General features: G+C 68.2%; 19 protein-coding genes. 10 read left to right on the top strand and 9 right to left on the bottom strand.

Features of this window, described 5'->3' with window-relative positions; all coding sequences use genetic code 11:
• Positions 1–876 precede the first annotated feature (876 nt).
• A complete protein-coding gene (dnaA, locus tag ACOKM3_RS21825; RefSeq protein ID WP_426902735.1) occupies positions 877–2,973 on the bottom strand; it encodes a chromosomal replication initiator protein DnaA in 2,097 nt (698 codons plus the stop codon).
• A gap of 382 nt (positions 2,974–3,355) precedes the next feature.
• Here dnaA and rpmH point away from each other — a divergent pair, with 382 nt between their 5' ends.
• The 9 genes from rpmH (at position 3,356) to ACOKM3_RS21780 (ending at position 10,292) form a co-directional block, all read left to right on the top strand.
• Entirely contained in the window at positions 3,356–3,493 is a 138-nt protein-coding gene (gene rpmH / locus ACOKM3_RS21820; protein ID WP_006381191.1) for a 50S ribosomal protein L34, read from the top strand.
• A 20-nt stretch (positions 3,494–3,513) separates the two neighbouring features.
• Positions 3,514–3,885 carry a ribonuclease P protein component gene (gene rnpA / locus ACOKM3_RS21815; RefSeq protein WP_426902734.1) on the top strand — a complete coding sequence of 124 codons (372 nt, stop codon included), beginning with the start codon at positions 3,514–3,516 and terminating at the stop codon, positions 3,883–3,885.
• A complete protein-coding gene (gene yidD, locus ACOKM3_RS21810) occupies positions 3,882–4,232 on the top strand; it encodes a membrane protein insertion efficiency factor YidD (protein WP_266711973.1) in 351 nt (116 codons plus the stop codon). Before rnpA ends, yidD begins: the two co-directional genes overlap by 4 nt.
• A gap of 8 nt (positions 4,233–4,240) precedes the next feature.
• Positions 4,241–5,545 carry a membrane protein insertase YidC gene (gene yidC / locus ACOKM3_RS21805; RefSeq protein ID WP_426902733.1) on the top strand — a complete coding sequence of 435 codons (1,305 nt, stop codon included), beginning with the start codon at positions 4,241–4,243 and terminating at the stop codon, positions 5,543–5,545.
• A 53-nt stretch (positions 5,546–5,598) separates the two neighbouring features.
• On the top strand, positions 5,599–6,108 hold the full coding sequence (locus tag ACOKM3_RS21800) for a Jag family protein (protein WP_266711977.1): 510 nt from the start codon (positions 5,599–5,601) through the stop codon (positions 6,106–6,108).
• 112 nt (positions 6,109–6,220) lie between these two features.
• A complete protein-coding gene (gene rsmG, locus ACOKM3_RS21795) occupies positions 6,221–6,937 on the top strand; it encodes a 16S rRNA (guanine(527)-N(7))-methyltransferase RsmG (RefSeq protein WP_426902732.1) in 717 nt (238 codons plus the stop codon).
• A gap of 255 nt (positions 6,938–7,192) precedes the next feature.
• On the top strand, positions 7,193–8,269 hold the full coding sequence (locus tag ACOKM3_RS21790; RefSeq protein ID WP_323179670.1) for a ParA family protein: 1,077 nt from the start codon (positions 7,193–7,195) through the stop codon (positions 8,267–8,269).
• Positions 8,266–9,369, top strand: a complete 1,104-nt coding sequence (locus tag ACOKM3_RS21785; RefSeq protein ID WP_426902731.1) for a ParB/RepB/Spo0J family partition protein — start codon at positions 8,266–8,268, stop codon at positions 9,367–9,369. The genes ACOKM3_RS21790 and ACOKM3_RS21785 overlap by 4 nt, the downstream gene beginning before the upstream one ends.
• A gap of 305 nt (positions 9,370–9,674) precedes the next feature.
• Positions 9,675–10,292, top strand: a complete 618-nt coding sequence (locus ACOKM3_RS21780) for a GNAT family N-acetyltransferase (RefSeq protein WP_426902730.1) — start codon at positions 9,675–9,677, stop codon at positions 10,290–10,292.
• Between the two features lie 125 nt (positions 10,293–10,417).
• Here ACOKM3_RS21780 and trxA read toward each other — a convergent pair whose 3' ends face one another.
• The 7 genes from trxA to ACOKM3_RS21745 form a co-directional block, all read right to left on the bottom strand.
• The gene (gene trxA / locus ACOKM3_RS21775) at positions 10,418–10,750 is read right to left on the bottom strand and encodes a thioredoxin (protein WP_426902729.1); all 333 of its coding nucleotides are present in this window, start codon (positions 10,748–10,750) and stop codon (positions 10,418–10,420) included.
• A gap of 74 nt (positions 10,751–10,824) precedes the next feature.
• Positions 10,825–11,802 carry a thioredoxin-disulfide reductase gene (gene trxB / locus ACOKM3_RS21770; RefSeq protein WP_426902728.1) on the bottom strand — a complete coding sequence of 326 codons (978 nt, stop codon included), beginning with the start codon at positions 11,800–11,802 and terminating at the stop codon, positions 10,825–10,827.
• Positions 11,803–11,920: 118 nt separating this feature from the next.
• Positions 11,921–12,757 (bottom strand): anti-sigma factor family protein, encoded by an 837-nt coding sequence (locus ACOKM3_RS21765; RefSeq protein ID WP_426902727.1) that lies wholly within the window; start codon positions 12,755–12,757, stop codon positions 11,921–11,923.
• On the bottom strand, positions 12,754–13,467 hold the full coding sequence (gene sigM / locus ACOKM3_RS21760; protein ID WP_426902726.1) for an RNA polymerase sigma factor SigM: 714 nt from the start codon (positions 13,465–13,467) through the stop codon (positions 12,754–12,756). Before sigM ends, ACOKM3_RS21765 begins: the two co-directional genes overlap by 4 nt.
• A gap of 34 nt (positions 13,468–13,501) precedes the next feature.
• The gene (locus ACOKM3_RS21755; protein WP_426902725.1) at positions 13,502–15,214 is read right to left on the bottom strand and encodes a protein kinase family protein; all 1,713 of its coding nucleotides are present in this window, start codon (positions 15,212–15,214) and stop codon (positions 13,502–13,504) included.
• Positions 15,215–15,334: 120 nt separating this feature from the next.
• Entirely contained in the window at positions 15,335–17,581 is a 2,247-nt protein-coding gene (murJ, locus tag ACOKM3_RS21750; RefSeq protein WP_426902724.1) for a murein biosynthesis integral membrane protein MurJ, read from the bottom strand.
• 45 nt (positions 17,582–17,626) lie between these two features.
• Entirely contained in the window at positions 17,627–19,996 is a 2,370-nt protein-coding gene (locus ACOKM3_RS21745; RefSeq protein ID WP_426902723.1) for a DUF6049 family protein, read from the bottom strand.
• 196 nt (positions 19,997–20,192) lie between these two features.
• Here ACOKM3_RS21745 and ACOKM3_RS21740 point away from each other — a divergent pair, with 196 nt between their 5' ends.
• Positions 20,193–21,641, top strand: coding sequence for a CCA tRNA nucleotidyltransferase (locus ACOKM3_RS21740; RefSeq protein WP_426902722.1), 1,449 nt, complete (start codon positions 20,193–20,195; stop codon positions 21,639–21,641).
• A gap of 87 nt (positions 21,642–21,728) precedes the next feature.
• On the opposite strand, the gene ACOKM3_RS21735 is transcribed toward ACOKM3_RS21740, so the two are convergent.
• The gene (locus ACOKM3_RS21735) at positions 21,729–22,988 is read right to left on the bottom strand and encodes an MFS transporter (RefSeq protein WP_426902721.1); all 1,260 of its coding nucleotides are present in this window, start codon (positions 22,986–22,988) and stop codon (positions 21,729–21,731) included.
• Between the last annotated feature and the right edge of the window lie 58 nt (positions 22,989–23,046).

The following is a 23,046-nucleotide window of genomic DNA, read 5'->3' as shown; positions in this document are numbered from 1 at the left end:
GGTGTCGCTCAGCCCGCTGATGGGAAGAGCACCGGGGAACAGTCTGACGCACCGCACTGACAGTCGTTGCCTGCCTCGGTCAAGTCGCGCCGAACCGAGGTCGAGGTGCCGGGAGCGAGTTGTGCACAGCCCCGTCTTCGAAACGAATTCCCAGCTCTTACTAGTTGGACGTAGTAGTAGGGGCTGTGGAAACCGTGGATAACCGCGAAATCGCAGGTCAGAGGCGGTTTTTTGTCCACCGCGGCTGTGGGCCGAGGCGGTGGACAACCGGCCTTCGCTGTGGACGGCGAAAAGTTCTGCACACTCGATGCACAGCCTTGGGCCACTTCTCCCCAGCGCTGTCCCCAGCTTTACCCCGGTTCTCCCCAGCCCAACCGACCACCTTGGTGTGACGCCTTTCACTCGCGGAGGTGAGATGGCGCGTTGCGTTGCCGAACAGTGGACAGCCGTGTGGAGAAGCTCTTGATCGCTGTGCACAACGGCCGCGAGCTTGTGGGTTGCCGGTGGACAACGTCATGCACAGCCTGTGGATAAAAAATCTCTCCACAGACTGTGGAGATCACTTTTCCACGAATCCACAGCCGTCTGACCTGCCTTGATGCCCTGTCACCCGGGGATGCTGTGGACACAGTCTGGACAACTTTCCGGTCCCCAGGGTGTGGATCGAAAAAACCCGGCAGATCTGTGGAGAACACCCGTAACGCGGCCGCGAATCGAACACCGGGCGAGCGCGCGGTGTCCTCGGACCGGTGGCCGACACGTCCGCAGGCATGACTGCGGGCCGTCCGCAGGCACGAGAAGAGCGCTCCAGAGGCACGAAAAGGGCGCTCCGGGAGTCGTTCCCGAAGCGCCCCGCGGGTCGTAACCGGTCTGCTGTCAGCCGTTCTTGATGCGGTTGGTGAGCTCGGTGACCTGGTTGTAGATGGAGCGCCGCTCGGCCATCAGCGCGCGGATCTTGCGGTCCGCGTGCATCACCGTCGTGTGGTCGCGGCCGCCGAACTGAGCGCCGATCTTCGGCAGCGAGAGGTCGGTCAGCTCACGGCACAGGTACATCGCGATCTGCCGGGCCGTCACCAGGACGCGGCTGCGCGAGGATCCGCAGAGGTCCTCCACGGTGAGCCCGAAGTAGTCCGCGGTCGCCGCCATGATGGCCGAGGCCGTGATCTCGGGAGCCGCGTCCTCGCCACCCGGGATCAGGTCCTTGAGGACGATCTCCGTCAGCCCCAGGTCCACAGGCTGTCGATTGAGCGACGCGAACGCCGTGACGCGGATCAACGCCCCTTCCAGCTCACGGATGTTGCGCGAGATGCGGGACGCGATGAACTCGAGGACTTCCGGAGGCGCGTTGAGCTGCTCCTGCACCGCCTTCTTACGAAGGATGGCGATACGGGTCTCCAGCTCCGGCGGCTGGACGTCCGTGATCAGGCCCCACTCGAACCGGTTGCGCAGCCGGTCCTCCAGCGTCACAAGTTGCTTGGGCGGCCGGTCGCTGGACAGCACGATCTGCTTGTTCGCGTTGTGGAGCGTGTTGAAGGTGTGGAAGAACTCCTCCTGCGTCGACTCCTTGTCCGCGAGGAACTGGATGTCGTCGACCAGAAGGATGTCCATCTCGCGGTACCGCTTACGGAAGGAGTCGCCCTTGCCGTCACGGATCGAGTTGATGAACTCGTTGGTGAACTCCTCCGAGCTCACGTACCGCACACGCGTGCCCGGGTAGAGGCTGCGCGCGTAGTGCCCGATGGCGTGCAGCAGGTGGGTCTTGCCGAGGCCCGACTCCCCATAGATGAACAGGGGGTTGTACGCCTTGGCCGGCGCTTCGGCGACGGCGACCGCGGCCGCGTGCGCGAAGCGGTTCGACGCGCCGATGACGAACGTGTCGAAGAGGTACTTGGGGTTCAGGCGCGCCGTCGGCTCACCGGGGCCGGTTGCCGGCGCGGGCTGGGCCGCCAGGGGGCCGGGCGCACCACTGGGCACGCCACGGGTGCCGTGCCCGCCGGAGCCGTGCCCGCCGTCCTGGTTCGGGCGGCCGCCCATCGTGGGCTTGCCGGGCTCACGCCGCTGCGGCCGCTCGCGCGAAGGCTCGTAGGAGCCGCGCTCCTCATAGGACGACCGCTCTTCATAAGAAGAGCGGTCCTCGTAGGAACGGTCTTCGTAAGGTCGCTCTTCGTAAGAGGAGCGGTCCTCGTAGGAGGAACGGTCCTCATAAGAGGGGCGACCGTCCCCCTTCTGCTCGTACGGGGGGCGCTCCTGCTGCTGGTCGTAGCGACCGCGCTCCTGCTCGTACGGCTGCTGCTCGTAGGGCGACCGTTCCTGCTGCCGGTAGTCGTGCTGCGGCTGCTGTGTGGGCGTCGCGTACGGGTCCCGCTCCGGGAAACCGAGCCGGGGCTGCTGCCAGTTGTACTCGTCCTGCTGCGGACGCGGCCAGGCGCCCGGCTCGGGGCGCTGGTAGTCCGGGTAGGCGGGGCGGGCGGTCGGGAGCTGGTCGGGCCGGGGTGCCGGGGGCTGCTCGGCCCGGGGGCCCTGGCCGAGCTCGTCGGCGCCGCGGCGCTCGTAGCCCTCGTAGGTCTCCCGCTCCCGGCTCTCGTACGACTCCCGGTTGTCGAACGCGTCCCGCGGCTGGCCGGGAGACTGCTGCGGCTCGGGGGCCTCGTAACGGTGCTGCGGGGCCGGCGGAGGCGTGGGGGCGGGCGGCTCGCCCACGGAGTCGTCGACGGTGATCGCGATCCGGATGGGGCGGCCGCACTCGCGGCTCAGGGTCTCGCTGACGACCGGGGCCAGTCGGCCCTCGAGTACGCCCTTGGCGAATTCGTTGGGAACGGCGAGCAGCGCGGTGTCGGCGACGAGAGCCAACGGCTGACAGCGCCGGATCCAGTGTTCGTCCTTCGTCTCGACGCCCTGCCCGCGGCCTTCTCCGAGGAGTTGCTCCAGAACTCGTGGCCACACTGCGGCAAGATCGGCAGGTACGTCAGCCACAGGGCACGCTCTCTCGCTGGTCCCACGAACGTGTGATCCCTGGGACGGATCGGGAAGAAAATCGGGTGGTGCGGTGAGAAGGGAACGAATCGGAGTTCAGCCACGGTAGTCAGCGCGACCGCTGCGGTTCAAGTTGTTGTCCCCAGCCTGTGGACAGTGTCCCCCGCATGACGCCGGTTTGACCGGATGGCGTAGCCGCGCGTACCGTGACCAGGTCGAGTTGTCGATGGCTGCTGCCGCCTGCCTCCGATGGGCAAGGTCACGATCCACAGTTCTTGCGGACCGTGTAGCGGTGCACTCGGGCGTATTCGCGAGCTACTCGTGGGCGCACGGTGACAGCCAGGCGATGTCCCGCCACCACACGTTTTTCAGGAGCCCCCGAGTGAGCAAGCGCACCTTCCAGCCGAACAACCGTCGTCGTGCCAAGACCCACGGCTTCCGCCTTCGCATGCGGACCCGCGCCGGTCGTGCGATTCTCGCCAACCGTCGTGGCAAGGGTCGCGCCAGCCTGTCCGCCTGATCTCGTAATCAGGTCATGACGTGCTGCCTACCGAATATCGGCTGAGGCGGCGCGAAGACTTCGCGACCGCGGTACGCCGGGGACGTCGGGCCGGACGCCCGCTTCTCGTCGTTCACCTACGTAGCGGTTCAACGGACCCGCACGCGACCAGGGAGACTCTCTCCCCGCCGCGTGCGGGTTTCGTCGTGAGCAAGGCCGTGGGTGGCGCCGTCGTACGGAACGCGGTGAAGCGCAGGCTTCGCCACCTCATGCGCGACCGGGTTGCCGCGTTGCCCCCAGGTAGCCTGGTAGTCGTACGCGCGTTGCCCGGAGCGGGCGACGCTACCCACGCACAGCTGGCCCGAGACCTGGATGCCGCCCTGCAGCGGCTGCTGGGAGGGGGCGCGCGATGAAGTACCCACTGCTCGCCTTGATCAAGATCTATCAGTGGACCATCAGTCCATTGCTGGGTCCGGTGTGCAAGTACTACCCGTCGTGCTCCCACTATGGCTTCACCGCCATCGACCGGCACGGGGCAGTCAAGGGAACAGCACTCACCGCCTGGCGGATCCTCCGGTGCAATCCGTGGTCCCTGGGCGGCGTCGACTATGTTCCGCCACGCAAGCGTCCGCGCTGGCACGAGATGCTGCGCGAGGCATGGCGCGGGGACAAAAAAACGGCCCCCGCCGTTGAGGGCGACAGCCCCTCTGCACAGGACAATAAGTCCGGAGCGACTTCGCCCAACGCCCAAGGAGCCTGATCAGGGACATGATTTCCGATATCGTCAACGCTGTATCAGGCGTTTTCGCGTTCCTCACGACCCCGGTGTCGTGGGTCATCGTCCAGTTCCACACGGTCTACGGGGCGATCTTCGGCCCTGATACCGGCTGGGCCTGGGGCCTGTCGATCGTGTCCCTGGTGGTCCTGATCCGGATCTGCCTGATCCCGCTCTTCGTGAAGCAGATCAAGTCGACCCGGAACATGCAGCTGCTCCAGCCTCAGATGAAGGCGATCCAGGAGCGCTACAAGAACGACAAGCAGCGTCAGTCCGAAGAGATGATGAAGCTGTACAAGGAGACGGGTACCAACCCGCTCTCCTCGTGCCTTCCGATTCTCGTGCAGTCGCCGTTCTTCTTCGCCCTGTACCACGTGCTCGCGGCCATCGCCGAGGGCAAGACCATCGGCGTCATCAACCAGTCGCTCCTGGACAGCGCCCAGAAGGCGCACATCTTCGGTGCCCCGCTGGCCGCCAAGTTCACGGACAGCGCCGCCGAGGTCCAGGCCATGGGCGCCTCGCTGACCGATGTCCGCGTGGTCACCGCGATCATGATCATCATGATGTCGGCGTCGCAGTTCTACACGCAGCGCCAGCTGATGACGAAGAACGTCGACCTGACGGTGAAGACGCCGTTCATGCAGCAGCAGAAGATGCTGATGTACGTCTTCCCGCTGATCTTCCTCTTCATGGGCATCAACTTCCCCGTCGGTGTTCTCGTCTACTGGCTGACCACCAACGTGTGGACCATGTGCCAGCAGATGTACGTGATCAACCGCAACCCCACTCCGGGCTCCAAGGCTCAGGCCAAGATGCTCGAGGGTCTGCAGAAGCACGTCGTCGAGCACGGCGCCACGAAGAACAAGCGCGAGCGGAACATCGTCAAGGCGATCGTCGCCAAGGGCCGCGACCGCAACGAGTACGAGCGCAAGTTCATCAACGGGCTGAGCAAGGCCGGTCTCGCGGCTCAGACCGACGGCACCGTGGCCAAGGGCTCCGCGGCGGATGAGCTGGACGAGGACGGCATGCCGAAGGGCGCCCCGAAGCGCCAGCAGCCCAAGCGCCAGTCCAAGTCGCAGCGCCAGTCCGGTGGCTCGACGGCCCAGGGCTCGGAGAGGGACGACTCCTCCTCCGAGAAGACCTCGTTGGAGAAGAAGGACGAGCCGCAGGACGCGAAGCCGCAGTCCAAGCAGTCCGGCGGCGCCAAGCCCGCGGGCGGTTCACAGCAGCGCAGCAAGGCCAAGTCCGGGCAGCGCAAGGGCGGCCCGCAGCGGCCGAAGTCCCCGTCCAAGAAGTAAGACCTCAACGTAAGACGTTGGCGCAAGCCTTGACGCAAGAAGGAGCCCATCCCGTGACGGAAGGCACCACCGCCGCTGCTGAGGCCGGCGACACCCTCACCCGCCTCGAGCAGGAGGGTGAGATCGCCGCGGATTACCTCGAGGGTCTGCTGGACATCGCCGACCTCGACGGCGACATCGACATGGACGTCGAGGCCGACCGCGCCGCCGTGTCCATCGTCAGCGACGTGAGCAGCCGCGATCTGCAGAAGCTGGTCGGTCGCGACGGAGAGGTCCTCGAGGCGCTCCAGGAGCTGACCCGCCTCGCGGTGCACCGGGAGACCGGGGACCGCAGCCGCCTGATGCTGGACATCGCCGGCTACCGCGCGAAGAAGCGCGCCGAGCTCACCGAGCAGGGCGCCAAGGCCGCGGCCGAGGTGAAGAACACCGGTGAGCCGGTCAAGATGAACCCGATGACGCCCTTCGAGCGCAAGGTCGTGCACGACGCCATCAAGGCGGCCGGCCTGCGCAGTGAGTCCGAGGGCGAGGAGCCGCAGCGCTTCGTCGTCGTGCTTCCTGCCTGAGCAGCAGCACACGTCGCCTTCCGGCCCCGTCTGTTTCGCAGGCGGGGCCGATCTTTGTCAGCCTGTTAGTCAGCCACTTACTGCGGTAGAGCGGTACGGAAGGACGGTCCCCGTGACGGAGGCAGCAGAACTCCCCCCGGCCCCGGAGCAGGCACGGGTGGTATTCGGCGAGCGCTTCCCGGACGCGGTCCGGTACGCGGAGCTTCTCGCTGACGCGGGAGTGCAGCGCGGCCTCATCGGCCCTCGCGAGGTGCCGCGTCTGTGGGAGCGGCACATCCTGAACTGTGCCGTGCTCTCCGAGGTGGTCCCCGAGGGCGTCACGGTGTGCGACGTCGGTTCGGGTGCGGGCCTTCCGGGCATTCCGCTCGCCCTGGTCCGCCCGGACCTCAAGATCACCCTGCTGGAGCCCTTGCTCCGCCGTACGACCTTCCTGACCGAGGTCGTCGAACTGCTCGGTCTTGACCATGTGACCGTGGTGCGCGGACGGGCCGAGGAGGTCCTCGGCAAGTTGCCGCCCGTCCATGTCGTCACCGCTCGCGCCGTGGCCCCGCTGGACCGGCTGGCCGCGTGGGGCGTCCCCTTGCTCCGCCCGTACGGGGAGATGCTCGCCCTCAAGGGCGACACGGCCGAGGAAGAGCTCAAGAGCGCGGCCACCGCCCTGAGCAAGCTAGGCGCGGTGGAGACGTCCGTCCTGCATGTCGGCGAGGGCATCGTGGATCCCCTGTCCACCGTCGTGCGTGTAGAGGTCGGGGAGAGCCCCGGCGGCGTGCGTTTCGCGGCGAAGCGCGCCAAGGCGGCCCGCACGGGACGTGCCCGGCGCAGGCGCTGACGACCAGCAGTACTCCACAAAAGCTGCCAAACGTACGCATCTCGGGGTGTCGCGCGGGAGGGTATCCCGCTGCGGTGCATCGTGTTTCACGTGAAACGTCGCTCACTGCTGCAGGGCATCATCAGTCGCGGCCGCGCGGCGGCCGCTCCCCGCGACCGAAAACCTCTCGGGTCCCTCGATACGGGCACGGAGTTGTCCACAGAGGGGGATTCGTCCACAGAAGCACGGGCCTCGCTGGTTCTTGACCCCGAAGGCATGGGAGGCTCTGTTCATTGCGAGCCTGAAGTCGAGGAGAGTGAATCCTTGCGGTCCGACGCCAACATCGCGGGACCGATGACCGATCCGGTCCCCGGTCCCCGTACCGAATCGGCGGGGGAGGATGTTTCACGTGAAACACCGCCCCCGATGGACGACACACCCATTGGTCGCGCTGCCCAACTGGCAGTAGAAGCTCTCGGTCGTGCGGGCGAGGGCCTGCCACGACCCGAGCAGACCCGCGTCATGGTGGTGGCCAACCAGAAGGGCGGGGTCGGTAAGACCACGACAACGGTCAATCTTGCCGCCTCACTTGCGCTGCACGGCGCACGTGTTCTGGTGGTGGACCTGGACCCACAGGGCAACGCCTCCACGGCTCTGGGCGTCGACCATCACTCCGAAGTGCCCTCCGTCTATGACGTGTTGGTCGACAGCAAGCCTCTCTCCGAGGTCGTCCAGCCCGTCCCTGACGTGGAAGGCCTCTTCTGTGCCCCGGCCACCATCGATCTCGCCGGTGCGGAGATCGAGCTGGTCTCTCTGGTCGCGCGGGAGAGCCGACTGCAGCGCGCCCTCCAGGCGTACGAGCAGCCGCTGGACTACATCCTCATCGACTGCCCGCCGTCGCTCGGCCTTCTGACGATCAACGCCATGGTCGCCGGTGCGGAAGTACTGATCCCGATCCAGTGCGAGTACTACGCGCTGGAGGGCCTTGGGCAGCTTCTGCGGAATGTGGATCTCGTACGTGGGCACCTCAACCCCGCCCTGCACGTTTCCACGATCCTGCTCACGATGTACGACGGCCGGACTCGGCTGGCGTCCCAGGTCGCGGATGAAGTCCGTAACCACTTTGCCGGCGAGGTCCTTCGGACGAGCATTCCGCGCTCGGTGCGTATTTCGGAGGCCCCGAGTTATGGGCAGACCGTGTTGACCTACGATCCAGGGTCGAGTGGGGCGCTCTCCTACCTCGAAGCAGCACGAGAGATGGCGCTGCGCGGAGTCGGGATTCACTACGACGCCCAGAACGCCCACACGGGCACTCAACTTGACCAGCAGAGTACGTCGGAGGGGATTCAGTGAGCGATCGACGGAGGGGACTTGGCCGAGGACTCGGCGCGCTGATCCCGGCTGCCCCAACCCCTGAGAAGACGGGCCCGGCCACCCAGGCGGGCGGAGCGTCGACGTCTCCCGCCTCGGTGCCGGTTCTGACGACCGAGCGTGGAGTGGCGGCCGCGAAGGTGGCCGGACTGTCGCAGCAGCCCGTTTCACGGGAAACCGAGGAGCCGGCGGCCACGACAGCCGATGCCTTCGAGCGTCCTGCGGGAGCGCATTTCGCCGAGCTGCCGATCGATGACATCACGCCCAACCCGCGTCAGCCGCGTGAGGTGTTCGACGAGGACGCTCTTGCCGAGCTCGTCACATCTATCAAGGAAGTCGGCCTGCTGCAGCCTGTCGTCGTACGACAGGTAGGGGCCGGAAGCTACGAGCTCATCATGGGCGAGCGGCGCTGGAGGGCCTGCCGGGAGGCGGGGCTCGAGCGCATCCCGGCCATCGTGCGTGCCACGGATGACGAGAAGCTCCTCCTCGATGCGCTCCTTGAGAACCTGCACCGTGCGCAGCTGAACCCGCTGGAAGAGGCTGCCGCCTACGACCAGTTGCTCAAGGACTTCAACTGCACGCACGATCAGCTGGCCGACCGGATCGGCCGGTCCCGCCCGCAGGTGTCCAACACGCTGCGGCTGCTGAAGCTTTCGCCGGCCGTTCAGCGCCGGGTGGCCGCAGGCGTGCTGTCGGCCGGCCATGCGCGTGCCCTGCTCTCCGTCGAGGACTCCGAGGAGCAGGACAGGCTGGCCCACCGCATCGTCGCCGAAGGGCTCTCGGTGCGGGCCGTCGAGGAGATCGTGACCCTCATGGGGTCGGGACCCAAGAGCAACGCACGGGCCAAGGGGCCGCGGGCCGGCGCCCGGGTCTCCCCGGCGCTGACCGACCTCGCCACGCGGCTCTCGGACCGTTTCGAGACGCGGGTGAAGGTCGACCTGGGGCAGAAGAAGGGCAAGATCGTCGTCGAATTCGCCTCGATGGACGACCTGTCGCGCATCCTCGGCTCCCTCGCTCCCGGCGAGGGCCCTGTGCTCCAGAACGGTCTCCCGGAGGAGACCGACGGCGACGAACAGGACTGAGTACCGCCCAGTCGAGACCCGAGAGCGGGCCGTGTTCCGGCAAGTACCGGAACACGGCCCGCTCTTTGCTTATCTACGGTATCGGGCGAATCGCATCGTGGTTACGATGCGACGGGAAGAGCGCATCCACCCGGCGGCACCTCATACAGGAGGCGGGTCATGCGATCGGTGAGTCGCACCGGACTGATGACCGCAGGTCTCGGCCTGGGAGCGGTCGGCGGATTCGTCGGCAGCCTGCTCAGGGAACGGAGCGCTCTGACGGCCGCCCGCGCAGCGGCGGGCGAAGGAAGCGAGGATCTGCCTTCATGGGGCGTCGGCTCGTACCGCTCACGCTGGACAACCTCCCGGACCTCCCCAAGCGTTGCCGCTCGTGTGTCTTCTGGGAACTGGACCCGGTCAGCGGCCAGGCCGCGGTAAAGGCGGGTACGCCCGAACTGGAGAAGGAAGCGTGGATCTCCGCTGTCCTGCTGGAGTGGGGCTCCTGCGGACGCGTCGTCTACGTGGATGACGTTCCGGTCGGCTTCGTGCTCTATGCGCCTCCCGCGTACGTGCCACGGTCCACCGCCTTCCCGACAAGTCCGGTGTCCCCCGATGCCGTTCAGCTCATGACGGCCTGGATCTCGCCCGACTATCAGGGGCAGGGGCTGGGCCGGGTCATCGTGCAGACCGTCGCGAAGGATCTGCTGCGCCGGGGCTTCAAGGCGATCGAGGCCTTCGGGGACGCGCAGTGGAAGGGCCCCGCCTGTCTGCTTCCCGCGGACCATCTGTTGGCGGTCGGGTTCAAGACCGTGCGGCCGCACCCCGCGCATCCGCGGCTGCGTCTGGAACTGCGGACGACGCTGTCCTGGAAGGAAGACGTCGAGATGGCCCTGGACAGGCTTCTGGGAGCCGTACAGAAGGAACCGGCACTCCGGCCGCTGTGACGTTCGCCCAGCCGCTGTGGCAGGCGATGGGCCCTCACCACGCGAACGGGCCGGCCCCGGAAGGGCCGGCCCGTTCGCGTTTCACGTGAAACAACGAGCGCCGTCTGTGAAACGGCGTCGCCTGATTACTCGGCGATGAAGTCCTCGAGGTCGCGCACGATGGCGGCCTTGGGCTTGGCACCGACGATGGTCTTGGCGACCTCGCCACCCTGGTACACGTTCAGGGTCGGGATCGACATGACGCCGTACTTGGCAGCCGTGCCCGGGTTCTCGTCGATGTTGAGCTTGACGACCTCGATCTTGTCACCGTGCTCGGCGGCGATGGCCTCGAGCGACGGCGCGATCTGGCGGCACGGGCCGCACCAAGCGGCCCAGAAGTCGACCAGGACGGGCTTGTCGTTCTTCAGGACGTCCTCGTCGAAGGTGGCGTCCGTGACGTTCTTCAGGTTGCCGGCCACAGCAGGCTCCTCATTTCTTGGGGGGGGGGGGGGGGGGGGGGGGGGGGGGGGGGATACGTGGGTAGGAGTTCGGTTCAGACGCTGGCGGTCTGGGTCTTCTCGGGCTCGGCGGACTCGCCGTCGGAGAGCGAGGCCAGGAAGCGCTCGGCGTCGAGAGCGGCGGAGCAGCCGGTGCCGGCCGCCGTGATCGCCTGCCGGTAGGTGTGGTCCACGACGTCGCCCGCGCCGAAGACACCGGTGAGGTTTGTGCGCGTCGAGGGCGCCTCGACCTTCAGGTAGCCCTCGTCGTCGAGCTCGAGCTGCCCCTTGAACAGCTCTGTGCGCGGGTCGTGGCCGATCGCGATGAACAGACCGGTGACCGGCAGCTCGGACGTCTCGCCCGTCTTGAGGTTGCGCAGCGTCAGACCGGAGAGCTTCTGCTCGCCCTTGACCTCGGCGATCTCGCTGTCCCAGACGAACTTGATCTTCGGGTCGGCGAAGGCGCGCTCCTGCATCGCCTTCGAGGCGCGCAGGGTGTCGCGACGGTGCACGATCGTCACGGACTTGGCGAAGCGCGAAAGGAAGGTGGCCTCCTCCATCGCGGTGTCGCCGCCGCCGATCACGGCGATGTCCTGGTCCTTGAAGAAGAAGCCGTCACAGGTCGCGCACCAGGAGACGCCGCGGCCGGAGAGCGCGTCCTCGTTCGGGAGGCCGAGCTTGCGGTGCTGCGAGCCGGTGGTGACGATGACGGCCTTCGCACGGTGCACGGTGCCCGCGGTGTCCGTCACCGTCTTGATCTCGCCGCTCAGGTCGACGGCCACGACATCGTCGGGGACGAGCTCGGCGCCGAAGCGCTCGGCCTGGCCGCGCATGTTGTCCATGAGCTCGGGGCCCATGATGCCGTCCTGGAAACCGGGGAAGTTCTCCACCTCGGTTGTGTTCATCAGCGCGCCACCAGCGGTGACGGCACCCTCGAACACGAGCGGCTTCAGCGACGCGCGCGCGGTGTAGAGCGCCGCCGTGTAGCCGGCGGGCCCGGAGCCGATGATGATCACGTTACGGACGTCGCTCACGGCTTGATTCCTCGTCTCTGCGGGACTGCTGCGTACTGCCAGGGGAGGCCATTGGGAGGACTCTCACCCCACCCAACGGATCCTACGGGGCATGCATTCCCGACGTGCCCGGCCACACCTAGCGAGTGTTCTTGAGGGCCCCGGAGCCGTGGTCGTAATCGTGTTTGTACAGCAGCGTGCCGGCTGAGGAGGGCGAGTCGACACAGGAGGAATCGACGACGAAGGCCGTGACCCGGTGGGCCGGGTCGGTCTTGTGGGGCAGCACGACGAGGTAGGCCTTCTTCCCTTCATACGTGCCTGTCTCCGCGGCGAGGGGGTCCTCGTTCCGGTGGGTCCCGAGCTGGATGCACGGAGGCACCGAGACGGCGCGTTTCTGCATCGGCGCCTTCGTTCCCTGCGCGCTGGGCCCTTCTCCTTCGGTGCTGAGTGTCGAGGAGCCGAGCAGCGACGTGACCTTCGTCTCCAGCGTGTCCTTGGCGAAGGTCGAAGCGCTGGAGCTCTTCCGCGCGACCGGTGAGCCGCCCTCGTCATTCTGGATGAGCAGGGCCCCCACACCGATCGCGGTGACCGTCAGGACAGCCCCGAGCACGGCACCAGTGCGCCTCCGGCTGCCGCGTGCCTTGCGTCCCGGGCCGGTGGCCCCGTGTGCGTGCCCGGCAGGGCGGTCGACCGCGGACGTTGTTTCACGTGAAACGGGTCCCGTTTCACGGTCCCCTTCGAAGGCCAGGGCGGCATCGATCCGGTTCGCGATCTCCTCCGGCATGCGCGGCGGGGCCGACACGGCGCCGAGCGTGCTCCGGATCTCTTCCAGGGACGCGAGGACATCGGCGCAGAGCGCACAGCTGTCGAGGTGCTGCTGGACGTCGGTCGTACGGGTGGGAGGCAGCAGGCCCTCGGCGAGTTCGGAGATCTCGGCGACCTCCGGGTGCTCTGCAGTGTCGGTCGTGGATGTCACGCTCGCCCACCTCCGCCCTTCACCGCAGCCGAATCGCCAGGTCCTGTCTCGTCACGAGGTCCCGCTGCGGGTGGGACGGATGTCCCCTGCGCCCGGTTCCTTTTAGGGGGCGGGTTCTCGCCAGCTTCCTGGCTCCCGCTCTCCGTGCGGAGATGCGTCAGCAGCGGAAGCAGTTTCGCCCGGCCGCGCGCGCAGCGGCTCTTGACCGTGCCTGTGGGCACGTCGAGGATCCGCGCGGCCTCGGCGACCGGATACCCCTGCATGTCGACGAGAACGAGGGCCGCGCGCTGGTCGCTGGGCAGGACCGAGAGCGCGTCCAGGAGCTGGCGGTGCAGATCGTCCCGCTCGACGGGGGCGTCCGCGGACTCGTGCGGCTCCAGAAGCTGGTCCAGACGGTCGGCGTCGTCCACGGGCGCGGTCTTGCGCGAGGCCATCTTGCGGGCCCGGTCCAGGCACGCGTTGACGGTGATGCGGTGCAGCCACGTCGTCACAGCGGACTGGCCGCGGAAGGTATGGGCGGCGCGATAAGCCGAGACCAGCGCGTCCTGCACCGCGTCCGCGGCTTCCTCCCGGTCCCCCAGGGTCCGCAGGGCGACGGCCCAGAGGCGGTCGCGGTGGCGGCGGACGAGTTCACCGAAGGCGTCCTTGTCGCCGGCGACATGACGGGAGAGGAGGTCCTGATCGTTTGCTTCGCCGTAGGCGCCGTCCACTGTCGAACCCCCTCCCCGTCGTGAGCCGTGCCCGTCAGCCGGTGAACTCCACGTCGGTGATGCCCTGCTTGAAGCCCGCGCTGCTGTAGCCATCCTGGCCTGCGTGAGGCAGTGCGGTCAGCCATACGAGCAGATAGCGCGTCTTGACCGGGTCCTTCGCCGTGATCTTGGCGGAGGTGGTCCTCGAATCCGTCTTGGACCCGATCTGCTTCAGGCCGGACACCGAGCCGGGGTCGAGGGACGGCGAAGCGTACAGGGAGACCGTGGTGTGGTCGCCGCCGTATCGGAGCCCTATCGAGGCGGCCGAGACTTCCTTGGCGGAGCCGAGGTCGTAGACGATGCCGACGCCGGGCTTGATGACCATCTTCGGGCCGTCGACGAAGGACTTGGTCCGCCAGTACGTCGACGTGCTGGCGTCGTACGTCTTGTCGACGTCGCCCGGAGCCTGGGCGTCGCCTTCGGCGACGAATTCCTTGGCGCTCTCGATGGAGATCGGCTTCGCGTCCTGCTTGCCGCCCTTGTCGTTGTCGTCCGAGGTGTCCGTGGACCCGGAGCTGCCCGAGTTGCCACGGTCCATGAGGGCGTCGGCGAGCTGCCAGCTGCCCAGGCCGAGGGCCGCGATGAGCAGCGCCGAGACGCCCCACTTGAGGGCCTTGCCGGTACGGCTGTGCAGCGGGGGCGGCGGCGTGGGGACGGGCTGGGTGGCGCGTGGGGACGTGCGACCGTAGCTCCCCTGCTGGTACGTGGTCCGCTGGTACTCCGGGGGCGCCGTGAAAGCGGGCTCCGGCGGACGGATCTTGGGCATCTCGCCGATGGCCTTCACCAGGTCCTCCGGCGTGGTGCACGGCGGCTCCTGGCGGGACGCGGTCGCCCCGTCGTTCGCGAGCGCGCGCATGGAGAGCTCCGCCAGACCGCGGTGGACGCCGGCGCGCACCTGGTCGGGGGCGATGAGGCCGACGCCCTTGGGCAGCCCGGAGAGACCGTAGGCGTCGTCCTCGTACGGCCAGCGCTGGGTCAGGGAGGCGTACAGGAGCGCGCCGATCGCCTCGGTGTCCGCGCGCTGCGGGGTGTCGCAGGTGATGCCGCGCAGCGCCGCGTTCACGGCGAGGCCGCGGATGCGCCACTGACCGGTGGAGGTGCGCAGCACGGCGCTCGGTGTGAGGCGCAGATGGGCGAGGCCCTCACGGTGGGCGGCCGCCATGGCGTGGGAGACCTGGCTGACCATCTGGTACGCGTCGTGCGCCTCGAGGGGGCCGAGGGCGAGCAGGGCGGTCAGTTCCGTGGCGTCGGGCAGCCACTCGTGGACGACATAGACGAGATCGTTCTCCTCGACCGCGTCCAGCACCTGCACGAAGCGGGGGTCGCCCAGAAGGGCCGACGAGCGTGCGGCGGCGAGCACCGAACGGCCCCTCGGGTGATCGGCGGGGAGGATGTGCACACCGACGGCGCGGCGGAGCTTCTCGTCCACCGCACGCCAGCTGCTGAAACCGTCCAGACGGGTGACGCACTCCTCGAGCCGGTAGCGTCTGGCGAGCTTGTGGCCGCTGTGCAACTCGGGCGGCGACGCGGCGCCGGGGCTCATATGAGTCCCCGTCTCCGCGGTGTCCACGGCCTCCTCGCGCTCCGGCGCGTCCTGCTCCCCGGTATTGGCCACCCCGTCGGCCGTGGCCTTGTCCGCCTTGGCGGTCAGCGGCTCATCACCACTGTTGTCGGCCACGTCGACGGCAGCCGTGCTCCGTTCCGCCACCGTCGTTCCTGCCTCCCCATCCGTTGCACTCACTCCGACGCCAAAGCCAATTGTGCCCACAGTCCGGCGCTATGCACGACACGCGATGGTCGCCGATGGTTGCACACAGTTCCGGCCGACTCAGCGGCCGAGACGACCGCGGACCATGCCGACCAGCGAATTCAGTTCTTCGATCCTCATCTTGCGGGCCGCCACGTAGAAGACTCCGAGCAGTGCCGCGCTGCCCACGACCAGTGCCGCGATCGAGCCGAGCACGCCGTGGCCCAGTGCTTGCGTGACCGCGTACCCGATTCCGCCACCGACGACCGTCGCAGGCAGCGACGCGAGGCAGAGCCGGGCGTAGGTACGGACGACGTGTGCGCCGTCCAGGTCGCCGCCGAGCCGGTTGCGCAGTCGCCGCCAGGCCACACCGACGCCGATCGCGTAGGCGATGCCGTACGAGAGTGCCATGCCGACCACGGCCCACTGGGCGGGCAGGATCAGGTAGCAGATGCCCGAGGCGGCGGCGTTGACCGCGGCGACGATGACCGTGTTGTAGAAGGGCGTCCGAGTGTCCTCGTACGCGTAGAAGCCGCGCAGCACGACGTACTGCACGGAGTACGGAATGAGGCCGATGCCGAACGCCATGAGGATGTAGCCCATGGACTGGGCGGCCGCGGTGCCGCTGGAGCCGAAGAGCAGGGTGCACATCGGAACGCCGAGCGCCACGAACATGAACGAGATCGGGACGATCGCCACGGCCGAGGTGCGCAGGCCGGAGGAGATGTCGTCGCGGACCGCGCCGGGGTCCCCGTCGTGGGCGGAGCGCGAGATGCGCGGCAGCAGCGCGGCCATGACCGAGACGGTGATGATCGCCTGCGGCATGCCCCAGATCAGCTGGGCGTTCGAGTAGCCCATGATGCCGGTGCCGTCGACCGGGGACGCCTCGCCCGCCGCGGTGGCGAGCTGGGTGACGACGAGGACGCCCGCCTGGTTGGCGAGGACGAACAGGACGGTCCACTTGGCGAGCTTCACGGCCTTGCCGAGGCCGTGGCCCTTCCAGTCGAAGCGCAGCCGGAAGCGGAAGCCGGTCTCGCGCAGGTACGGGATCATCGCGAGGGACTGCACGACGAGGCCCAGCAGCGTGCCGATGCCGAGGAGTCGGATGCCCTCGTCCGGGATGGTCGTGACGCCCATCTGCGATTCGGCAGCGGTCCCGTAGACCCAGATGAACGTGCCGAACGTAAAGATCATGACGATGTTGTTGAGGACCGGGGTCCACATCATCGCGCCGAACTTCCCGCGTGCGTTCAGGATCTGGCCCATCACCACGTGGATGCCCATGAAGAAGATCGTGGGCAGGCAGTAGCGGGCGAAGGCGACGCCGACGCTGTTGGCGTCCGAGTCGCCGGCGACCGTGTTCGACATCAGGTGGATCAGCAGGGGTGCCGCGAAGACGACAACTGCCGTGATGGCGGCGAGCGCCACCATGACCAGCGTGAGCAGACGGTTGGCGAAGGCCTCGCCGCCGTCCTCGTCGTCCTTCATCGCGCGCACCAGCTGCGGCACGAACACCGAGTTCAGGCCGCCGCCGACGGTGAGGATGTAGATCATCGTCGGCAGTGTGTACGCGACGGACCAGGTGTCACCGAGCAGTCCGGCGCCCAGCGCCGCGGTGATCACCATGGTGCGGACGAAGCCGGTGAGGCGGGAGACCAGCGTGCCCGCCGCCATCACCGCGCTCGACTTCATGATGTTGGTGGCGCGGCCGCCCTTCTTCGCCGCGGGCGCGGGCGCGGGAGTGGCGGCCGGTGGCGGCGGGGGCTGCGGAGGGCCGAGCTGCGTGGTCGGGTTGTCGACGGGCTCGGCGGGCGGGCGGCCACCGCTGTGGCCGGGCTGCTGGTCGCGGTACAGGTGCGCGAAGGCGTCCGGCTCGTGGCTCTCCTCCGCGGAGTGCGTGACCAAGTCGTCGACGCCCACGAACTGCGTCGTACGGGCGTCGTCGCCGTACGGCAGATGCTGTGTGGGGCCCGCCGGCTCCGGCGCGGGCGTCTGCGCCCACACGCGGGGGTCGGGCTGGTACTGCTGCGCGGGCGGCGGCGCGTACAAGGGCTGCTGCGCCTGCTGCGAGCCCGGGGGCGGCGGAGGATGCGCGGCCCGGTCGTACAAGGCCTCGGTCACCGGGTCCTGGGCGGTCAGGTCGTGCGCCCGGTACGGATCCTGCTCGTACGCGTCCTGAAGGTACGCGTCCTGCGGATACGCGTCGGGAGCAGGCTGCGGCGGCGGCACCTGCCCCTCGGGCTGTGGTGAACCGGCGTACGGCCGGCCATCGCCCGAGGCAGAGCCGCCCGAGCCGTGGCCACGCTCACCGTCGTACGGCGCGTTCATGGTTACCCCACCTCATCGTCCCCGGCCCAGCGGCCCCGACATCGCTCAACGGTCCACTCTCTCACCCGTGCCCGACGCCTCCGTGCTTTCCGGAGCGGTGTCAGCCGTCGGGTCACTCGGCTGCTGCGGAACGTCTGCCCGTGCGGGGTCGGTCGAGGCGCCGTCCGGCTCGTCGCCCTTGTCGTCGTCCGCGGCCACGGAGTCGCCCTCGGGGGCGTCCTCGTCGGGCACCGAGGCGACGGCTCGCTTGCGCTGCTGGTACATCCGGTACCCGGCCAGGACGAGCAGCAGGACACCACCGGCGATGACGAGCATCACGGTCGGGGTGACCTCGGTGACGTCGACCTTGAAGGCGAGCGGCTTGCCATAGGGCGCGCCGTCCTGCGTGTACAGCTGGGCGTGCACCGTGATCGGGCCCGTCGCCTTGGCCGTGGTCGTGAACTTCACGGACTGGCTGTGCCCGCTGGCGATTTTCACTTCCTGGTCCTGGAAGGCGGCGTCGCCGATCTTGAGGCGGGTGCCGTTGCCCGAGGTGAGGCGCAGCGTCAGGTGGTCGACGTCCTGCCACAGGTTGTTCTGCACCGACACCGGGATCGTCGCGCTGCGCCCGGAGAGCTTCACCTCGGACTTGTCGATCAGCGCCACCTGTTCGGTGAGGCCCGACAGATACGAGGAGACGCCGTCGCGGAAGTTCCCCGACGTGCCCGACTTCGTACGCCACGACGTGGACATCTCCCGGTCCATCGCGCGGCCGAACGGCGTCACCACGCGGGACTGGTCGGTGAGGACGACCTTGAAGTTCTCGAGGTCGCGCTGGGTCGCCTGGATCTGCTCGAAGGCCGACTGCGGCAGCTCCTGCTTGCGTAGCGACGAGGGGTACGCATGCGGGACACGAGTGGTGGCGGCGGAGTCGGGCTTCGCCTTCGCGGCGGCCGACAAGGTCTGGGGCTGCGACCAGGTGCCGTCCTGCAGTGCGTGCAGCGCCTTGGCCATGGTCTGGGCCTGGCTCGCGGTGGGCATGCGCTGCGGGGCCACGACGACGCTGCGCTGCTTCTGCGTCTGCTTGTTCAGCATCAGGGACTGCGCGAGGAACTTCTGCACGGCGAGCGTGGAGTTCTCGGCGCCCGTCATGTCGCCCTGGAAAGCGGTCGACAGCCGGCCGTCGGCGACCACGGCCGAGGCGCCGCCGCCGATCGGGCGGGCGGCGGACGGCGTGTACGCCAGCCCTCCGGTCTCCGGGAAGTGGTCGCTGCGCGCGATGATCTTGTCCGCGCCCGCGGACGTGGCGACCTTGACGATGTCCCGGTCGACGGCGCCTTCCGCGGGCCATGCGTACGACGTGTCCGGCTTGGTGTGCAGGATCGTCTGCACGGTCAGGTTGGCGGCGTCCGTGGCGTCCTTCAGGTGGCTGAGGGAGCCGGTGACCTTCGTGCCCGTGTGCGCGAGCGAAGCGAGGTCCGGGTCGGCGAACGGAAGCGTGACCACCTTCTGGTTCTGCACCGCCGTCTCCAGGTCGCTCAGCCACTGCTTGGCGTCCGCCTGGTTCTTGCCCGACCTGAGCTTTCCGTCGGGACCCTTGACCTTGTACGGCTCCGTCATGGCGTCGACCGAAGCCAGCAGGTCGGGGTCGATCACCCAGGTCACGTCGAGTTCGCTGCCGAGGGCCAGCATCTGCTGGAGGCGGCCGCCCGGGCCGATCTGCTTCGCCAGGTCGTTGTCGTCAAAGACCGGCGTCTGCTGTTCGTTCGCGCCCGTCTCCGCGGTGAGATGGGAATCGGAGATCAGCGGCCACAGGGCCGTCGTCTTCGTGCTCGTATCGGCGTCGCTCGGCTGCCAGGGCAGGAAGGTCCGCTGGATGCCGAGCGTCTGCTGGTACGGCTGCGCAGCGGTCTGCCCCATCAGGGCGACGCTGAGCTGATAGACACCGTCGGCGCCGAGGTGCAGTGCCTTGACGGGGACGGACAGCGTGAAGTTCTGCGCGACACCGGGCGCCAGCTTGGCGAACTTCTTGCCGTACTTACGAGAGATCTCGTTGCCGTCCGCGGCGCCGCCCGTGCCGTTCTTCGCGGCCTCGTCGACGGCCGTTCGGCCGCTGTAGGACGTGCCGACCCGCAGGCCCACGTGGGCGCCGGTGACCGTCTGCTTGCCCTTGTTCGTCACCGTGCCGCTGACCGTCACGGTGTCGCCGTCCGTCGGAGCGCTGGGCGAGAGGGAGTTCACGGCCACGTCGACCGTGCTGGTCCCTGTCGCGCTGGACGCGGCGGTGGCCGGAGTGGCGGCACCGGCAGGGGCCGCGGCAGGCAGCAGCGGCAGCGACGCCAGGAGCGGCGCAGCCGCGAGCAGGGCCCCGGTGCGCCGCAGCAGTCGCCGGGCAGGTGAGGGACTCACCGTTGGGAAGTCTGCCGCCTCGGCCACGTGGTCGTCCGTCCCTCGTCGTCGTCGGTGGTCGCAGATGTGTCCACGCATGGTAACGAGGAGCACTGTGGCTGAGTGCCACGGTCTGCCCGGCTTGATCGTGGGGGCAAGAGTAGGGGGCCGGTGATCTGCGCCTGTCGCGGGCCCGGCAAACAAGTTCGGCCCGGGCCGCCCGGGCCACGTACCCTGTCCTGTTGTGCCGAACGCCAATGAAGACACCCCCAGCACCCTGAGCCAGGTGCAGCACCGCGCGGTCAGTGAACTGCTGCGGGTCTCGCCTGTCGCAGACGATCTCGCCCGTCGATTCCAGGAGGCCGGGTTCTCCCTCGCCCTGGTCGGTGGTTCGGTGCGGGACGCACTGCTCGGCCGGCTCGGCAACGACCTGGACTTCACCACTGACGCCCGTCCCGAGGACGTATTGAAGATCGTCCGTCCCTGGGCCGACGCGGTATGGGAGGTCGGGATCGCGTTCGGCACGGTCGGTTGCCAGAAAGACGGCTACCAGGTCGAGGTCACGACCTACCGTTCGGAGGCGTACGACCGCACCTCCCGCAAGCCCGAGGTGTCGTACGGCGACTCCATCGAAGAGGACCTGGTCCGCCGGGACTTCACCGTCAACGCGATGGCCGTGGCGCTCCCCGAGAAGGAATTCATCGATCCGCACGGCGGCATCAACGACCTGTCCGAGCGGGTGCTGCGCACGCCCGGTACCCCGGAGGACTCCTTCTCCGACGATCCGCTGCGGATGATGCGGGCCGCCCGGTTCGCCGCACAGCTCGACTTCGAAGTCGCCCCTGAGGTCGTCGCCGCCATGAAGGCCATGGCAGGCCGCATCGAGATCGTCTCCGCGGAGCGAGTACGTGACGAGCTCAACAAGCTGATTCTCTCCGCGCACCCGCGCAAGGGCCTGACGCTGCTCGTCGAGACCGGTCTGGCCGATTCCGTGCTCCCCGAACTGCCCGCTCTGCGCCTGGAGCGTGACGAGCACCACAGGCACAAGGACGTCTACGACCACACGCTGATCGTCCTCGAGCAGGCGATGGCGTTGGAGACCGAAGGTCCCGATCTGACGCTGCGCCTCGCCGCGCTGTTCCACGACATCGGGAAGCCGCGCACCCGCCGCTTCGAGAAGGACGGCCGCGTCTCCTTCCACCACCACGAGGTGGTCGGCGCCAAGATGACGAAGAAGCGCATGACCGCACTCAAGTACTCGAATGACTTGGTGAAGGACGTCTCGCGCCTCGTCGAGCTGCACCTGCGCTTCCACGGCTACGGCACCGGCGAGTGGACGGATTCCGCCGTACGTCGTTACGTACGCGACGCGGGGCCCCTCCTCGGGCGGCTGCACAAGCTGACCCGTTCCGACTGCACGACGCGCAACAAGAGGAAGGCCAACGCGCTTTCGCGTGCGTACGACGGCCTCGAGGAGCGCATCGAGCGGCTTCAGGAGCAGGAGGAGCTGGACTCGATCCGGCCCGACCTCGACGGAAACCAGATCATGGAGATCCTCGGCGTCAGCCCGGGGCCGGTGATCGGGCAGGCGTACAAGTTCCTGCTGGAGCTGCGCCTCGAGAACGGTCCGATGGAGTACGACGCGGCAGTGTCGGCGCTCAAGGAATGGTGGGCCGACCGCTCTCAGGACTGAGACGTACGGAACGCGTAGGGCTCTGTTTCACGTGAAACAGAGCCCTACGCGTATCTGAGGAGCCACGTGTTTCTGGGGAGCGATGTTTCACGTGAAACGCCGCCGCCCGCGCAGCGTCAGAGCGGTCGCTCCGTAGAGGACCGACACCAGGACCACGAGGGGGACCGAGCGGCCGTCCGGCGGCAGCATCAGCGCCGCCACTCCGGCCGCGCCGACGAAGGACACGTTGACCAGCACGTCGTAGACCGAGAAGATCCGGCCGCGGAAGCCGTCGTCGATGGAGGACTGCACGACCGTGTCGGTGGCGATCTTCGCAGCCTGCGTGGTCAGGCCGAGGACGAACGCAGCCACCACGATCGGCGCGGGTTCGAAGGTGAGACCCAGGGCGAGTTCCAGTACGGATGCGGTGCCGGCGCAGAGGACGATCCACCCGGCCGCGCCGAACCGCCCCACGGCTGCCGGGGTGATGGCCGCCGCGACGAAGAAGCCGACCCCCGAGACGCCCATGGCGAGGCCGAGCAGCGCCAGGCCCTCGGACTCCGTGGATGACCATGCGTACCGGCACAGCATGAGAACCATGACGAGCAGGGCGCCGTAGCAGAACCGCATCACTGTCATCGCGGCAAGGGCGCGCGCGGCGGACGGACGCGAGACAAGGTGCCGGACGCCGGCCGAGAGATCCCGGGCGGTGCCGGTCAGTGCGGCCCCCAGGCGGGACTGGATCAACTCCGGATCGGGGCCGAGGAGTTGTGCGTCCATGCGCAGGGAAGCGAGTGCGGCACACAGGTAGAGCAATGCCCCGATGAGTACCACCGCGGCATCCGAGTCGGCTGCGATCAGTCGTACGCCGAAGGCGAGGCCGCCGCCCAGCGTTGCCGCGAGCGTCCCCGCGGTCGGTGAGATGGAGTTGGCCATGACGAGGCGCTCCGCGTCCACGACACGGGGCAGCGCGGCCGAGAGCCCGGACAGAACGAAGCGGTTGACCGCGGTGACGCAGAGCGCGGACGCGTAGAAGAGCCAGTCCGGGGCGTGGCTCAGCATGAGAGCGGCCGTTGCGGAGGCGAGCAGCACCCGCAGCAGGTTGCCGTAGAGGAAGACCTGACGGCGTCGCCAGCGGTCGAGGAGTACGCCGGCGAACGGTCCCACGAGGGAGTACGGGAGCAGCAGTACGGCCATGGCCGACGCGATCGCGGCGGGCGAGGTCTGCTTCTCCGGCGAGAACACCACGTAGGTGGCGAGCGCCACCTGATACACGCCGTCCGCGCTCTGGGAGAGCAGCCGCAACGTCAACAGACGCCGAAAATCGCGCAGGCGCAGCAGTACGCGCAGGTCACGGACGACAGACATGGGGCACAGCCTCACATACGAGGCGGGCCCCCGGCGCGCACAATGTGTGCGAGCCGGG

It is taken from the genome of Streptomyces nidicola (assembly GCF_050106155.1).
GTDB lineage: Bacteria > Actinomycetota > Actinomycetes > Streptomycetales > Streptomycetaceae > Streptomyces.
The sequence above is the reverse complement of the archived record's forward strand: the minus strand, read 5'-3'. Positions and strand labels throughout refer to the sequence as shown.